Origin of the sequence: Pseudomonas sputi, assembly GCF_021603585.1 — a bacterium.
Lineage (GTDB): Bacteria > Pseudomonadota > Gammaproteobacteria > Pseudomonadales > Pseudomonadaceae > Aquipseudomonas > Aquipseudomonas sputi.
On the sequence record NZ_BQHI01000004.1, the window covers coordinates 344456 to 358641 of the forward strand.

12 protein-coding genes are annotated in these 14186 nt (G+C 59.8%); 8 read left to right on the plus strand and 4 right to left on the minus strand.

Annotated features, from left to right (window positions below; genetic code table 11):
- The first annotated feature begins 163 nt into the window (after positions 1–163).
- Positions 164–1699, plus strand: coding sequence for an aldehyde dehydrogenase family protein (locus L6D81_RS08460; RefSeq protein ID WP_236178691.1), 1536 nt, complete (start codon positions 164–166; stop codon positions 1697–1699).
- A 6-nt stretch (positions 1700–1705) separates the two neighbouring features.
- Here the strand turns inward: L6D81_RS08460 and L6D81_RS08465 are convergent, their stop codons facing one another.
- The 4 genes from L6D81_RS08465 to L6D81_RS08480 all read right to left on the minus strand — a co-directional run bounded on the left by L6D81_RS08465 (position 1706) and on the right by L6D81_RS08480 (position 6263).
- Positions 1706–2719 carry an AraC family transcriptional regulator gene (locus L6D81_RS08465; protein ID WP_236178692.1) on the minus strand — a complete coding sequence of 338 codons (1014 nt, stop codon included), beginning with the start codon at positions 2717–2719 and terminating at the stop codon, positions 1706–1708.
- A 21-nt stretch (positions 2720–2740) separates the two neighbouring features.
- Positions 2741–4177 (minus strand): coniferyl aldehyde dehydrogenase, encoded by a 1437-nt coding sequence (locus L6D81_RS08470; RefSeq protein WP_236178693.1) that lies wholly within the window; start codon positions 4175–4177, stop codon positions 2741–2743.
- Positions 4178–4231: 54 nt separating this feature from the next.
- Positions 4232–5452: an amino acid deaminase/aldolase gene (locus L6D81_RS08475; protein WP_236178694.1), complete on the minus strand. Its 1221-nt coding sequence runs from the start codon at positions 5450–5452 to the stop codon at positions 4232–4234.
- 136 nt (positions 5453–5588) lie between these two features.
- Positions 5589–6263, minus strand: coding sequence for a TetR/AcrR family transcriptional regulator (locus tag L6D81_RS08480; RefSeq protein WP_236178695.1), 675 nt, complete (start codon positions 6261–6263; stop codon positions 5589–5591).
- A gap of 162 nt (positions 6264–6425) precedes the next feature.
- On the opposite strand from L6D81_RS08480, the gene L6D81_RS08485 reads away from it, so the two are divergent.
- Genes L6D81_RS08485 through L6D81_RS08515 form a run of 7 tightly spaced genes read left to right on the plus strand, consistent with a single transcriptional unit; the run spans position 6426 to position 14183 of the window.
- Complete coding sequence (locus L6D81_RS08485) at positions 6426–6851, plus strand: DUF2147 domain-containing protein (RefSeq protein ID WP_236178696.1); 426 nt, start codon at positions 6426–6428, stop codon at positions 6849–6851.
- 27 nt (positions 6852–6878) lie between these two features.
- Positions 6879–7760, plus strand: a complete 882-nt coding sequence (locus tag L6D81_RS08490) for a TorF family putative porin (protein ID WP_236178697.1) — start codon at positions 6879–6881, stop codon at positions 7758–7760.
- 10 nt (positions 7761–7770) lie between these two features.
- The gene (locus tag L6D81_RS08495; protein WP_069787630.1) at positions 7771–9399 is read left to right on the plus strand and encodes a xylulokinase; all 1629 of its coding nucleotides are present in this window, start codon (positions 7771–7773) and stop codon (positions 9397–9399) included.
- Complete coding sequence (locus L6D81_RS08500; protein WP_236178698.1) at positions 9396–10073, plus strand: class II aldolase/adducin family protein; 678 nt, start codon at positions 9396–9398, stop codon at positions 10071–10073. The genes L6D81_RS08495 and L6D81_RS08500 overlap by 4 nt, the downstream gene beginning before the upstream one ends.
- Positions 10070–11551 (plus strand): aspartate aminotransferase family protein, encoded by a 1482-nt coding sequence (locus L6D81_RS08505; protein ID WP_236178699.1) that lies wholly within the window; start codon positions 10070–10072, stop codon positions 11549–11551. Before L6D81_RS08500 ends, L6D81_RS08505 begins: the two co-directional genes overlap by 4 nt.
- A gap of 10 nt (positions 11552–11561) precedes the next feature.
- A complete protein-coding gene (locus L6D81_RS08510) occupies positions 11562–12182 on the plus strand; it encodes a hypothetical protein (protein WP_236178700.1) in 621 nt (206 codons plus the stop codon).
- Positions 12183–12206: 24 nt separating this feature from the next.
- The gene (locus L6D81_RS08515; protein WP_236178701.1) at positions 12207–14183 is read left to right on the plus strand and encodes an SDR family NAD(P)-dependent oxidoreductase; all 1977 of its coding nucleotides are present in this window, start codon (positions 12207–12209) and stop codon (positions 14181–14183) included.
- Positions 14184–14186 lie beyond the last annotated feature (3 nt).

The window sequence follows — 14186 nt, forward strand, 5'->3', positions numbered from 1 at the left end:
ATTAATCAAACGGTTTAATCGCGATAGCGATTGTCTTCAGCTGAGGTTCAGTTGGGCGCTGGCAAATAGCCGTATTTAACCGGTTTTCGTCCGTCTCAACCCTGCTTCAGAGGCTTGCGGTCAGTTACCTTGAAGATTGGCCGATGATTCCGAGGAACGTTGAATGAACACTCCCGATGAATTCAAACCGCGCCCGCGCGACAACGTGCTGCCGTATGAGGCCGAGGTTGCCCGGATGGCATTCACAAACGCCCGCACGGCATTGCGCGCTCACTCACAGCTGTCCACCAAGGAGCGCCTGGCCGAACTGTCCAAGCTTAAACAAACGATTCTGGCCCATCGCTCAATGATCATCGCGCGAGTCATGGAGGAGGTGGGCAAGTGTCGAACGGACGCACTGGTTGCGGAAGTTCTCGGCACCCTTGATTGGCTCAACTGGTTGGAGAAAAATGCCCAGCGTCTGCTGAAGCCTGAAAAGGTCAAAACGCCGATTACTTTGTTGGGCAAGCAGTCGTTACTGCTGCATGAGCCCCTGGGTGTCGTCCTGATCATCTGCCCCTGGAATTACCCCTTCCACAACGCAATTACCGGCATCGCTGCAGCGTTCGTAACGGGCAATGCCGTGGTGTATAAACCCTCCGAACACGCTCCCTGCAAGGGATTGATCGAACAGGTCCTGGCGTGTTCATCGGTACTCCAGAGCCTGGTCCGGGTGGTGTACGGCGCCGGCAGCCTGGGCTCGGCGTTGATCGAGCAGCAGCCGGCGAAGATCTTTTTTACCGGCAGTGGCCCCACCGGCAGCAAGATCATGGCTCAGGCCAGTCGTGAATTGATTCCGGTGGAGCTGGAGCTGGGTGGCAAAGATCCGATGATCGTGTTTGCCGATGCACCCATGGCGCGTTCGGTGGCTGGCGCGCTGTGGGGCGGTTTCACCAATGCCGGGCAATCCTGCAGCGGTGTGGAGCGCCTGTTGGTAGAGCACAGCGTGCAGGATCGTTTCGTCAATAGTCTGGTCAAGGAGGCGCAAAAGCTCGTCGTGCGCGTTGGCGATAACGGCGACGCCGATGTCGGGCGCATGACCGTCGGCTTTCAGCGTGACAAGGTCATCGAGCATGTGCAGGACGCCCTGAATCTTGGCGCGCGCCTGAGATTCGGTGCCGTACCCAGCGCGAACTCCCTGACTGTACAGCCGATCATTCTGGACCGTGTCACGCCGGCGATGCGGGTGTGGAACGAGGAAACCTTCGGTCCGGTATTGCCGGTCATGGCCTTCACCAGCGAAGCGCACGCCATTGAGCTGGCCAATGACACCCACTATGGCCTGTGTGCCAGTGTGTTCACCGCCGACACGCAGCGCGCGTTGCGGGTGGCCGGTGCACTGGAGGTCGGCGGAGTGTCGATCAACAACGTCAACATGAGCGAAGGCAACCCAGGCTTGCCATTTGGCGGTGCGAAGAAAAGTGGCTTCGGCAAACTGCGTGGGCCGGAAGGGCTGCTTGGGTTCACCCGTAGCAAGGCCGTACTGATTGACAAGGCCGGGAGCAAGATCGAGGCCAATTGGTACCCCTACACACCACGCAAATTCAAGTTGTTCGAACGCTTCATTCAGGCGCTGTATGGGCCGCGTCGTTTACGCCTGCTGGCGATCGCATGGCATGGCTTGCGGTTGGAAGCGTTCAGTCAAAAGCCACGAAAGTGACGGCAGTCAAGCGCGCGTTTGTCGCGGGCCGTGCCCGGTCCAGCGCTTGAACGCCTTACGGAAGTTCTGCGCGTCGCTGAAACCCACTTCAAAAGCCACCTCATCCAGCGTCATGCGTACATTGCCCAATAAAGAAAGGGCGCGCTGTTTGCGCAGATCATCCAGAATGGCTTGATAGGACATCTCGTTCTGCGCCAGACGCCGGCGCAAGGTGCGTTCGCTCATGCACAGTTGCGAGGCGACCGCTGACAAATTGAGGGGTGTACGCAGATCACGACGCAGGATGCGCTCGACGGATTCGACGAACTCAATTTCGCCGCCCCGGCCGTCACTCATTTCCAACAACTCCATGACTTGTCGATTACTCAATGCATTGTGGGTGCCGATGGGGGTATTGGCCCAGTGCTTGGCGCAGACAAACAGATTGTCCTTGCGGTCAAAGTGCACCGGGCATCTGAACAGGTTTTCATAGTGGGCGGCGTAGGCGGGCCGTGGGTAACTCAGCTCGATCGACGACGGGCTGAACGCCGGGCCTGCCAGGGTACGCGCGACATTCAAGAACACGCCGAAGGCTTCCTCCACCAGAAAGGTCAGGATCTCGGGCTCATGAAACGGGCAGGTGACCTGGAGCGTGATATGCCCTGGGGATTCGAGGTTCTCGAAGCTCAATAGCGCGCCGGTCTGTTTCTGCATGTCGATGCCCAGGGCTATCGCGCTACCGAGGGTAGCGCTGGTCAACATGGCATAACCCACCAGGCCCATGGAGGCGATGGACTCGGTCGTGCTCATGTCCAGGCCCAGTCCTCTGTCGCGCCCCTTGGTCATGTCCAGAGCGCGCTTGATCATCAGGCATGCCTGACGAATCGAGACGCGACTTTGCGGGTTGGCCAGGTCAGCGATGTTGAAGCCTAAGCCCAGGCACAGTCGATTCGGGTCCAGGCCCAGTTGCACAACAAGGTCCGCCAGACTGCGCAGCAGGTTGACCGGTAAATCGGCGGTGTGCCGTGTAGCACCGAGCATGGTCGGCTCCCTGTGATGCGGTTATTTGCCCAGCATCAGGCGGGTCACCAGGCGGGTAAACCGCCCATACGGCGCCGCGACTTTGTCGGACATATTGAAGGGACTGAGTTTGAACACGCCACGGGCATGGGACAGGCGCACAAACCCTTCGTAGCCATGGTAGGCCCCCGTGCCACTTTCACCGACGCCGCCGAAGGGCAGGTCGTCCTGGGTGGCATGCAGCATGGTGCCATTGATCGTTACACCGCCTGAACGGGTTTGCTGCACCACCTGCTCAACACAGGTCCGATCATTGGAGAAGCAATACAGCGCCAACGGTTTAGGCCGCGCATTGATGAACGCCAGCGCCTCATCGAGCGTGTCGTAGGCGACAACCGGCAACAGTGGGCCAAAAATTTCCTCGCGCATGATATCGGTGCTCAATGGCACGTCGGTCAGCAGGGTCGGTGGGACTTTGCGCTCGGTGGTCTGATCGAATTCCATGTTCTGCCACACCTTGGCGCCGGCCACGATCGCCTGATCCACGAGGTTCAGCAAGCGCTCGTAATGACGCCGCGAAATAATCGAGGTGTAGTCTTTATTGCCATCGATGCTAGGGTACAGTTGCTTGGCTGCCGCCAGCCATTCAGTGGCAAAGCGCTCGACCAAAGGCCGCGGCACCAGCACATAATCGGGTGCGACGCAGGTTGGGCCGGCGTTGAACAGCTTGCCGATGGCGATCATCCGCGCCGCTTTCTTCAGTGGAAAATCCGCAGCGAGCACCACCGGTGACTTGCCTCCCAGCTCCAAGGTTACCGGAGTCAGGTTGCGCGCCGCGGCCGCCATCACCAGGCGCCCGACCTGAGTAGAACCGGTAAACAACAAGTGATCAAACGGCAGTTCGCTGAAGCGGCTGGCCAATTGCGCGTCGCCGATGACCACGGTGACCTGGTCGGCAGGAAAGGTCTGGGCCAGCAAGTGTTGCAGCAGCAACGCCGTACGCGGGGTCAGTTCGGACGGTTTGATCATCACGCGATTACCCGCAGCCAGGGCTTCCACCAATGGCGCCAGGGTCAGCGTCAACGGGTAGTTCCATGGGGCCAGGATGCCCACTACGCCCAGCGGTTGATAAATCACCCGCGCAGTGGCGGGCTTGAAGGCTATACCCACTTTGCGTTTGCTGGGGCGCATCCAGGCTTTGAGGTGCGAGCGTATATGCTTGATGCCATTGACGATGGGCATCAGCTCACTGAGTTGGGTCTCGGCGAACGAGCGGTTGCCGAAATCCGCGCACACCGCTTCCAGCAGTGGGTCATGATGATCGGTGATCAGGCGCAACACCGCGTTCAAGGCGGCCATGCGCTGCGCGTAGGTCGGGGCGCCCTGGGCATGCACGGCGGCTTGTTGGGCAGTGAACAGTTCATTGAGTAACGGCACAGGCTCAAGCGCCGTGGGCATGCTGCTGACAGGCTGATTCATGACGGTAATCCTTGGGCAAGATGCCAGAGAGGGGATGTGAGCGTGCGCGAGTCGTCAGAAGAAATTTTTGCCCTCGCCGCGGTAAGTCGGCACGCGATCCACCACGCGCCCATTGCTGATCACCAGCAGTTCATCGAAACGCTCACACAGTTCGCCCGCCTTGGCGTGACGAAACAGCACCGGGTCGCCGAGGTTCAATGCTTGGCTCAGGGTGTGTTGCAGTGGGGTTTGGACTTCGCCTGCGGCCTCGTTGTCGATCAAGCGACAGCCGCTGGGTAGCCAGGGCTGGGGCAATCGGTCCTTGCCCGCGGGCCCAGAGGCGATGTAACCACCGCCTGAGCACACCATCACGCCGGGGGCCTGGGTGCGTGTCACGGGCAAGGCAAACCCGGCTGCGGGCTTCAGTTCAAAGGCTTGGTAGTGGTCAAACAAGGTCGGTGCGTACAGGCCGGAGCCGGCTGCCAACTCGGTGACCGAAGGATCCTGGCGGGTGCTTTCAAAACTGCCCGTGCCGCCGCCGTTCACAAACTGCAGGCTGTGGCCGGCTTTACGCAACGCTTGCACAACCTGCTCCCGGCGTTTATTAACTTCGGCTATGGAGCGGCTTTTGAGAAACCGGATGATTCTATTCTTGACGGTTTGGCCTGGCACCGCATCCATCAGTCCGGCAATTTGCCCTTCATAACCCATCAGCCCTTGCAATATGACGCCTTGGTTCGAGGCGATATCGGCGGCCAGTCCGAGCGCACTCGCCACGTCGTTGATCGGAGAGCGGTGCACGCCGAAGTACAGCCCAGGAAAATCAGACGACATATCCAGATCGATCGCCAACGGTATAACCACACCTTCGGTTACGGCTATCTCGTTGATCGCCTGCACTTGGGTCCCGTTGTCGACCATCAGCGTGATCGAGCGTCCTCGCCGCAATTGGCAGGCGACTTTGACCAGGCTGCGCTCATCCACCGTCGGATAAGCCACTACGATATCGTCGAAACCCAGGCCAGCCAGCCAGGCGGCCTCAGCGGCGCTGTAGCACAGCAGGCCCTGCATGAACGACCCCGTTGCCATGATCGTGCGAATCATCTCCACCGAGCGTATGGATTTTGTCACTAGTCGCACGGGCAGGTGCCCGGCCCGTTTGCCCAGGCACTGAAGGTTGATCGTCAGTGCATCCAGGTCAATCAATGCGGCGGGCAACTGCACCCCGGCCAGTACCTGATGGTAATAGGCATAATCGCGAACAGGTGGCTGTGGGGCGGTTTCGACACGGCGCATGAAGGACCTAATGAGTTCGGCGGTAGGTAAGGGGGCGTGTGGTCTCGCTGTTAAGAGGGTAAAGCGCCCGTGGGTGTCGATGAAGGTGCGATCCGGCCGGGCAACAGGTTCTCACCGGCCATGCTCGCATTCCACTTCACGCTCTCGTGACAGGTGCCAACCGATCCAGATGGCTGACAATCATCGACGCGACCATAGCGCAGACGCTCTTGGGGTCCATGGATTCGTCAAACAGCAGTTCAATCGTCGCGTGGATCATCTCCACCGCCACACGGGCAGCAGTGGCCAGTTCTTGAGGATCCGCCTGGGGAAACACGGCCGCGAGGATTTCTGCCTGTGCGCCGGACACTTTTCGGTGCGAGTCAATCCTCACATGCTCCAGCGCCGGTACCGCGCGCAGCCCTTTGAGGATCCACATGCCGCCTAGCGTTGCCTCGGTGACCCGATAGGTCTCCAGGATCAGATCGGCGAGCGCCAACTCCAACGCCTCTGGCGGCCCGGACAACAGCTGCGGAGTGATCCAGTTATCGATCAGCCCGTTCTGTTTTTCCAGCAGGCGCTCTCCCAATACCGTCAGCAGCGCGTACTTGTTCGGAAAGTAGCGGTACAGCGCTGGCGGGGTCAGCCCGGCGCATTCGCAGACCAAGTTGGTGGACAGACGTTCTATTCCCACATCACACAGGGTTTGCGCGGTCGCGATGAGAATCCGCTCGTAGGTCTCTGTGCTGCGCTGCTGTGCAGGCGGTTTCTTGTGTTCCTGTGTTTTCCCGGCGTTAGCGGCGCGGGCGCTGGCGGTGTTGGGCTTGGCCATAGGTACCTAGCAAAAAAAGGTTAAAGAATCAGCTTATCAAAATGAAAAAAAATGTTGCTGAGGTTGTTAATGGTAGTTATAACTATCGTGTAGCGATGACTATCATAACCGATGCGTCGTTAGTGTGACGGTCTCTTAAAACAAAAAATACAGGTGACGACTATGAACGCGCGGCAATGGCTGTTCCTTTCACTGGCACTGGTGTGCTGTTCCAGCGGTTTTGCGGCGGCGGGCCCACAGGAGGCCAAGGGCCTGTGGCTCACGTCGGAAAAGGATGCGGTGGTCAAGGTAGACGAATGCGCCGACAAACCCGGCGCGCTGTGTGGAAAGGTCGTCTGGGTCAAGGACGTGGCCTCCACCACCAGCGATTGCGGCGTACAGATCATGCAACTGGATCGTTTCGACCAGGAAGCGTGGCGCGATGGCTGGGTGTTTGATCCCCGCGATCATAAAAAATACAAAGGCGTCGTTCGGGTCAAAGAGGGGTACCTCAATGTCCGGGCTTTTGTCGGTACCGAGATCCTCGGTAAGACAGAGCAATTCGAGCGCATTGCCTCACTGCCTCCTACTCCGGTTTGCACTTTGTAAATCCGACCTTTCTTGTGGGAGAGCCTCATGCGTGCAACTACACACCATTATCTGATGGCTGCTTTGCTGTGGCCTGTCGTCAGCCCCTCCTTGGCGTTTGCCGACGAGATGGCCAGCTATGCAATCGATGTCACGGCCAAGGCCGTATCCGATGTCAGGACCCGGGGCGTCTCGGATTCGTTGAATCGGCCGGGTGCCAGAGTCACCATTCAAGTCGCCCATGAATCAGGGTTGGTGGCACTGGCCGAATTCACCACTGTCAACAAAAAGCAGTTTCTTGAAGGTGACGGCCTTGGCGTCCTGCTCGCGGGCGGTTATCGCTTCGGCGATCCGGAGGCTTGGCATTACGGTGTGGGTTTGGCGGCAGAGATGTTCCCCGGTGCGCAGTTCAAGGCACCCAACAAATTTGACTTCGACACCTTCACGCCCACCGATGAGCGTACGACCAACTACAACAGCCAGTTCGCCGTGTTGGAAATCGGTTACGGCGCGTTTGAAGGTCGAGTCGCGCGGGTATTGTCCAAAACTTACCGTGGTGCCAACACCGGCGGTGTGTGCGGGGCCCAGTTGCAGTTCCGCGACGATCCCACCAAGGGCTTGGAATGCTACGCCAAGGGCGACCGCAACTCCCGTGGCAGCATGCTCTATGACCTGGACTACAAATACGCACTCGGCATGAACACCACGCTGAAGCTGCATGCGGGTTATCAGCAAATCGTTAATTTCTCCGAAGCCAATGCGGCTGACTACGGCGTTGGCCTAATCCATCACTTGTGGGGCTTCGACTGGGGGCTCGACTGGGTGACCGCAAAGACACGGGCGCGTGAGCTGTATATGGCCGAGGACAACGGGCATGTACGCGCCACGGATGAGAACCGCTGGGTCGCATCGATTTCACGTACTTTCTGAGTAGACCTTTATGACTTCGCTTTTCTTATCCCGGACGCCTCAGGTGGCCACCGGTCTGGAGCAACTCGTCCTCGCGGTGGACCTCGGCACCTCTGGTTGCAAGTGCGCGCTGGTTTCATTGGAAGGCGAGATTCGGGCGTGGGCGTTTCACAGTGTACCGTTGCATGTGAGCGGGTTGAGCGTCGAGCAGGAACCGCAGGATTGGTGGAATGCCTTTCTGCGCGGCGCCAACGAACTGCTCAGCGCCGACCCCGTCCGGCGGCGCCAGGTGATCGCGGTGTGTTGTTCGACACAGGGCGAAGGAACGGTGTGTGTGGATCAGGACGGCGTTGCCATTGGGCGTGCGATGTTGTGGCTGGACAAGCGGGGCGCAGGCGCGGTCAAAAAGCGCATGGGAGGAGGGCGGTTCAGCCTGGCCGGGTACGGGCCGCTCAAACTCTGGCGTTCGTTGCGTCTGACCGGGGGCGTGGCCTCGTTGTCCGGCATGGATGCCGCCGGGCACATGGCTTACATCCTTGATCACGAGCCGCAGCGCTATGAGCGAACCCACAAGTTTCTCAATGTGCTCGACTACATGAACCTGCGCCTGTCGGGTCGCTATTGCGCCACCAGCGACTCGATGCTGACAGCATGGATCACCGACAACCGCGACCCCCATCGCATCCGCTACGACGACGGCCTGGTCAAGGCGCTAGGAATCGAGGCTGGCAAACTGCCTGAGCTGGTCCGCTCCACGGATGTTATCGGCACGCTGCGCCCGGAGCTTGCCGAAATGCTCGGACTGGCGCGCACCACGCAAGTGGTAGCGGGCGCCGTCGACACCTCGGCGGTGGCCGTTGGTGCCACTGTCAGTGACTTTGCCCCGCACCTGTACCTGGGCACCTCGTCGTGGGTGGGCGCACACGTCCCGTTCAAAAAAACCAGCGTGCGTCACCACATTGCTGCGGTGCCGAGTGCCGTTAATGGCCGCTACCTGGCGATGGCCATGCAGTCGGCTGCGGGGGCGAACCTTTCGTTTTTACGCGACAAGGTGCTGTACCACCCGGATGAGCTGCTTAGTGATGAACAGCAGCCGGACGTCTACGCCTTGCTCGACCGGATCGCGGCACGGGTGCCGCCGGGCTCGAGAGGGTTGATCTACACGCCGTGGCTGTGTGGCGAACGCTCGCCAATCAGTGATCCGAGCCTGCGCGCCGGCTTGTTCAACCTGAAGTTGGAGCACTCACGGGAAGACATCATTCGCGCCTTCATGGAAGGAGTCGCGCTCAATACGCGCTGGATGTTCGAACCGTTCGCGCGCTTTCTCGGCCAACCCAGCGACGTGATCGTAGCGACCGGTGGCGGCGCCCAGTCCGAGGTGTGGTGCCAGATCATGGCCGACGTCTGCGGGCGCGTTATCCAGCAGCCGCAGAACGCGATCCAGACCAACGCCCGCGGGGCTGCATTTATTGCGGCGGTGGCGTTGGGCAAGTTGCAGTTTCACGACCTTCCGAGTCTCAAACGCCCCCACCGCCTGTTTGAGCCGTCCCGGGTCACTCGCGCGCTATACGACGATCAATTCGCAACGTTCCAGGAGGTCCGCAAGCGCCTCGCGCCGCTGTATCGACGCCTGAACCCCACACAGGAGACTGCCTCATGAGTCATGTGCAACAACAAATCGTCGAGCTTTCACAGCATCTTTGCCACCGCGGTTTTTTTGCGGCGACGGGAGGCAATCTCGCATTGCGCATCGATGCGCAGCACATCGCTGTTACGCCGTCGGCCACCGACTATTTCACCATGCGCCCCGAGGATGTCTGCGTGCTGCGCCTCAAGGATTTGGCACAGCTCTCCGGTGACCGCGCGCCAACGGTCGAAAGCGGTTTGCATGCAAAAATCCTGCGTGCTCGCCCGGACGTGCAGTGCAGCATCCACACCCACCAGCCCGTGGCCAGTGCCTGCACCTTGCTCGGTGAGCCTCTGGATGTAACGGACCCGCAGCTGTGGGAGTCTTTGGGCAAACACATTCCCCTGGTGGGGTACGCACCCTCCGGCTCCAATTGGTTGGCCGGCAAATTCGGCCGTGCCATTCGCTGGGATTACAACGCTTACCTGATGCGTAACCATGGTGTGCTGTGTTGTGGCCCGGATGTCGAGACGACCCTGTCGCGCCTCGAGGATCTCGAGACGTTTTGTCGTGACTACTTGCTGCGCCAAATCACCGAAAAGTCCCGTCATAAAGCACAGTCACCCGCCGCCGTGGCGCGCTTGGTCGACGCCCTGATGCGTTCCAGTGCTGTCGACGCTCACCCTTCTTCCGAGACCCCATCATGAACAAGCCTCTTGATCCCGTCACATTACCTGTACCAGCAGATTCAGCGGTTTCGCAATGGCCTGATGTCGACTCGCTGTATCGCCGTTTCGATGCGCTGGTCAAGCAGCCGATTCGCCCCTTGAAGCGTGAGGCGCTGAACAAAGTCATGGGCTATTTCGACGAGCGCTGCCAGGGTTCGAGACGGCTCGCTGAGGAGGCCAAGAAATTCATACCGGGGGGTGTCCAGCATAACCTTGCGTTCAACCATCCCTTTCCGCTCGCCATCGCCCAGGCGAAGGGCGCGCACCTGATCGATGTGGATGGCAACCGCTATATCGATTTCCTGCAAGCCGGTGGGCCGACATTGTTGGGCTCCAACCATCCGGCCATTCGTGAACAGGTCAATCGGATTCTCGACGACTGTGGCCCGGTCACCGGCCTGCTGCATGAGTATGAGGTGAAGCTGGCGCAGTTGGTCTGCGAAGTGATGCCCGGCGTCGACATGGTGCGCCTGCTCGGCTCCGGCACCGAGGCGGTCATGGCCGCAGTGCGTTTGGCGCGTGCCTACACCCGCAAGAAATGGGTGATCAAGATCGGCGGGGCGTATCACGGCTGGAGTGATCAATTGGTGTATGGCATGCGCTTGCCAGGCACCGGGCGTATGGAGGCGGTCGGTATTCCTCGGGGCGCCACGGCCAACACCCAGGAGAGCCCGCCGAATAACCTCGATGCGTTGCGTCGGCGCTTGCAGATCAATCGACTGCGCGGCGGTACGGCAGCAATCATGGTGGAACCCTTTGGTCCGGAAAGCGGCACGCGCCCGGTGCACCCGGACTTCAACCGCCAATTACGCAAGCTCTGTGACGAGTTCGACACACTGCTGATTTTTGACGAGGTGGTCACCGGCTTCCGTGCTGGCTTGGGTGGCGCGCAAGGTTATTTCAACGTGATGCCCGACATTACCGTGCTGGGCAAATGCTTGACCGGTGGTTACCCCATGGCCGGGGCGATCGGTGGGCGTAGAGATGTCATGCAACTGCTCGCCGGCGGTATCGGTACCTCGGCGCGGCGCGCCTTTGTCGGTGGCACGTTGTCGGCCAACCCGTTGTCCTGCGTGGCGGGCTACTACGCCTTGATCGAGGCGCGCAAGCTGAATGCGCCAGCCCTGGCGGGACGCGCCGGCGACCGTATGCGTAAGGGGCTTGAGGAAATCATCAACCGTCGTGGGTTGCCCTACGTGGCCTATAACATGGGCTCGATCGTGCACCTGCAAACGTCGGGTGTGCTGTTGCTGGACACCAGTAATCCGCTCAAGCTGCTACGAGCACGCAATGAAGCCAAGTCGCGCAAGCACATGATGGAGGAAATGGGAGCCGCTTATACGGCGCACGGTTTGATCACGTTGGCAGGCAGTCGGATCTACACCAGCCTGGCCGATACCGACGACGTCATCGACGACGCGCTCGAGCGTTTCGACGCCGTTTTTCAATTGGTGTGAGGTGAGCGCGATGCAAGATTTACTGAGACAACAGTGGCTGGAACTTCGGCAACGGCTGAGCGGCCTGGTGGAGTCGAGAAGCAGCGTTTCCTTGCGCATACCGGGAAAGGAACGCATGTGGTGGGGACGGCTCGATGATGCGGCCCCCATCTGTATCGACTGGCCGGTGCACGTCATGGGTGAAAGCCAGACCCATCATGCGATCTATCACGCGCGGGCCGATGTGGGGGCCGTTCTGCTGGGCGGAGGTGATTTCGCCCGGAGCCTGGGGGACTTTGGGGGGGTGATGCCGATTTTATTTGATGAGCAAGCTCGACATATTGGTCATATGGACGGACCGGCTGCATCAGTCCAGGACATTGCTGCAGCCTTGCAGCGCGGTGGTAACGCGGTGTTGATCGAGGGCGTGCCCGTCATCCTGGGCACCACCGGCACTCGGATGGCGCTTAACGCGCAGCTGTTTGAAAAATGCGCCAAGGCCTTCACCCTCGCCAAAGCGTCTGGCGCCAAGATGACGCTGTTGCCCTGGTGGGTGGTGCTCGTCGCCAACGGCCGACTGATGAAAGATGAAAAACGCGCGACGCAATGTTTTGCCCGAGGCGAGATTCCGCCGGAAAACCGTGGTTACTGAAAACCCTTCAAGAGGTGTAACGCCATGCACATATCGTCCGCTGTTTCCCGTAAACACCTGAGTGCCGCCTTGGCGCTGGGCTCGATTGCTGTGCTGATGGTAGGGCTGCAACCCTTGCTGCTGGGGGAGTTGTTGGCGCAAAACCGACTTTCGCTTGAGGGCGTCGGGTTGGTCGCTATGGGCGAAATTCTCTCGCTGGGGTTGGGCGTTGTCCTGGGCGATTTACTGCGCTCCGTGTTTAGCCTGCGCCTGCTTACGGTCGTCGCCATCCTGGCGGCATCGGGTATGGACCTGGTCACGGCCAACACCACCGGGGATGGCGCACTGGCACTGACGCGTGGTTTGGCGGGGTTGGCCGAGGGCTTGCTGTTATGGGGTACCGTAAATCTGATCGTCCAGGGGGCTGCGCCTGATCGTGTGGCGGGTGTGTTCATGGTGGTGCAGACACTTGGTCAGGCGGCGGTAGCCGCAGTGTTGGCATATTGGGTGCTGCCGATTCAGAGCACATCGTCTTACGGTTTCGTGTTTCTGGGAGCGCTGACGGCCGCTTCGTTGCTCTTAGTCCGCTGGCAACCCATTCAATTGGCGAATCAACACGCAGAGCACACGGAAAATACCAAGTTCGGTTGGGGCCTTAACCACGTGCTATTGCTGGGGCTGGCCTTTATGCAGCTCAGCGCCATTGGTGGGCTCTGGGCTTACCTGGAGCCATTGAGCAAATACGTGGGAATGGATGCGCAAAGCGCACAGTTGCTTATCTCTGGGACGTTGCTGATGCAAGTGCTGGGCGGGTGCCTGGGAATTGTCCTGGTGCGTCGAGTCTCGGACTATTCAATGTTGGCGGTCGCCGCTTTGCTGTTGGGTGGCATCGCGCTGGGGATGTATTTTTCGGCTGATATGGGCGTCAAGGTATTCCTGGTGTTGTGCGGCGCGTTTGGCTTGATCTGGTTGATGTTGACGCCGTTCCAGGTGCGTATCGCGTTGCAACTGGATCGCTCGGGGCGGATAGCGGCGCTAGTTCCAGGCATGCAACTACTGGGGTGCGCCTTCGGCCCTTTGATGTCGTCGCAGTGGGTAGTGGGGGAGAACGCCGAGTACGTGTTGCTGGTCAGTGCCGCGTTCTCGCTGATTGCACTGACCCTGGTGGGTTTGCTGCGCCGATGCCCCGCGAGTAAGCCCGTCAGCTTTGCGCGCAAAGTGGTACTGGTGGTGGGAGCATCCTCCGGCATGGGGCGCGGGCTGGCGGTGCGTCTGGCGCAGGAAGGCGCCTGGGTAGTGGCCACGGCCCGGCGCAAGGAGCTGTTGAATGACCTTCAACTGGAAATCGCGCTTCAGGGGGGGAAATGCCTGGTCTCGGCAGTCGATGCCCTGGATGAGCATGCGGCGGCCGGTCTCGTGGATGAAATTGTCGAGCTATACGGTCGTCTGGATGTGGTCGTGCTCAATGCCGGCGGCGCTCCCGCGTTGGATATGCGTGAGATGAGTGCGGCCGACGTAACTGCGTATATGCGCTCGAACTACGATGTAGTGGTCAATTATCTGTTCCCCGCCCTGGAGCAGATGAGTCGCCAGGGGCATGGTTTTGTCGTGCACACCAATTCCCTGGCGGGTTTCCTGGGTGTGACGTTGCAGGGGCCATATAGCGCCGCGAAGGGCGCGCTGCGCCTGTTGATCGATACCTGTCGCATTGAGTTTGGTAACCGAGGTATTCGCTTTCTATCGCTCTACCCAGGTTTTGTCGCCACCGCGCAAACCGCAAACGATGGCATGCCAGCACCGCTGGAAATTTCCGAAGCAGCAGCCGTCGATCATATGCTCTACGCGATGCGCAGCCAGCGCTGGGACTACTTGTTTCCTTGGCCGATGAGGTGGCTGATCCGTTTGGCCAGAGTTCTGCCCAAACCGATCACGCTCTGGGTATTGCGTCGAGAGTTGCCGGTGTTGGCCAATGACAGCAGCGCGACTTCACCCGTGATCGCTTTCAAGAACACCTCGGTATGAAGT

Bases quoted from the DNA above. Each gene is read 5' to 3' on its own strand.
- L6D81_RS08460 (WP_236178691.1), top strand. From the start codon at position 164: ATGAACACTCCCGATGAATTCAAACCGCGCCCGCGCGACAACGTGCTG.
- L6D81_RS08465 (WP_236178692.1), bottom strand. From the start codon at position 2,719: ATGCTCGGTGCTACACGGCACACCGCCGATTTACCGGTCAACCTGCTG.
- L6D81_RS08470 (WP_236178693.1), bottom strand. From the start codon at position 4,177: ATGAATCAGCCTGTCAGCAGCATGCCCACGGCGCTTGAGCCTGTGCCG.
- L6D81_RS08475 (WP_236178694.1), bottom strand. From the start codon at position 5,452: ATGCGCCGTGTCGAAACCGCCCCACAGCCACCTGTTCGCGATTATGCC.
- L6D81_RS08480 (WP_236178695.1), bottom strand. From the start codon at position 6,263: ATGGCCAAGCCCAACACCGCCAGCGCCCGCGCCGCTAACGCCGGGAAA.
- L6D81_RS08485 (WP_236178696.1), top strand. From the start codon at position 6,426: ATGAACGCGCGGCAATGGCTGTTCCTTTCACTGGCACTGGTGTGCTGT.
- L6D81_RS08490 (WP_236178697.1), top strand. From the start codon at position 6,879: ATGCGTGCAACTACACACCATTATCTGATGGCTGCTTTGCTGTGGCCT.
- L6D81_RS08495 (WP_069787630.1), top strand. From the start codon at position 7,771: ATGACTTCGCTTTTCTTATCCCGGACGCCTCAGGTGGCCACCGGTCTG.
- L6D81_RS08500 (WP_236178698.1), top strand. From the start codon at position 9,396: ATGAGTCATGTGCAACAACAAATCGTCGAGCTTTCACAGCATCTTTGC.
- L6D81_RS08505 (WP_236178699.1), top strand. From the start codon at position 10,070: ATGAACAAGCCTCTTGATCCCGTCACATTACCTGTACCAGCAGATTCA.
- L6D81_RS08510 (WP_236178700.1), top strand. From the start codon at position 11,562: ATGCAAGATTTACTGAGACAACAGTGGCTGGAACTTCGGCAACGGCTG.
- L6D81_RS08515 (WP_236178701.1), top strand. From the start codon at position 12,207: ATGCACATATCGTCCGCTGTTTCCCGTAAACACCTGAGTGCCGCCTTG.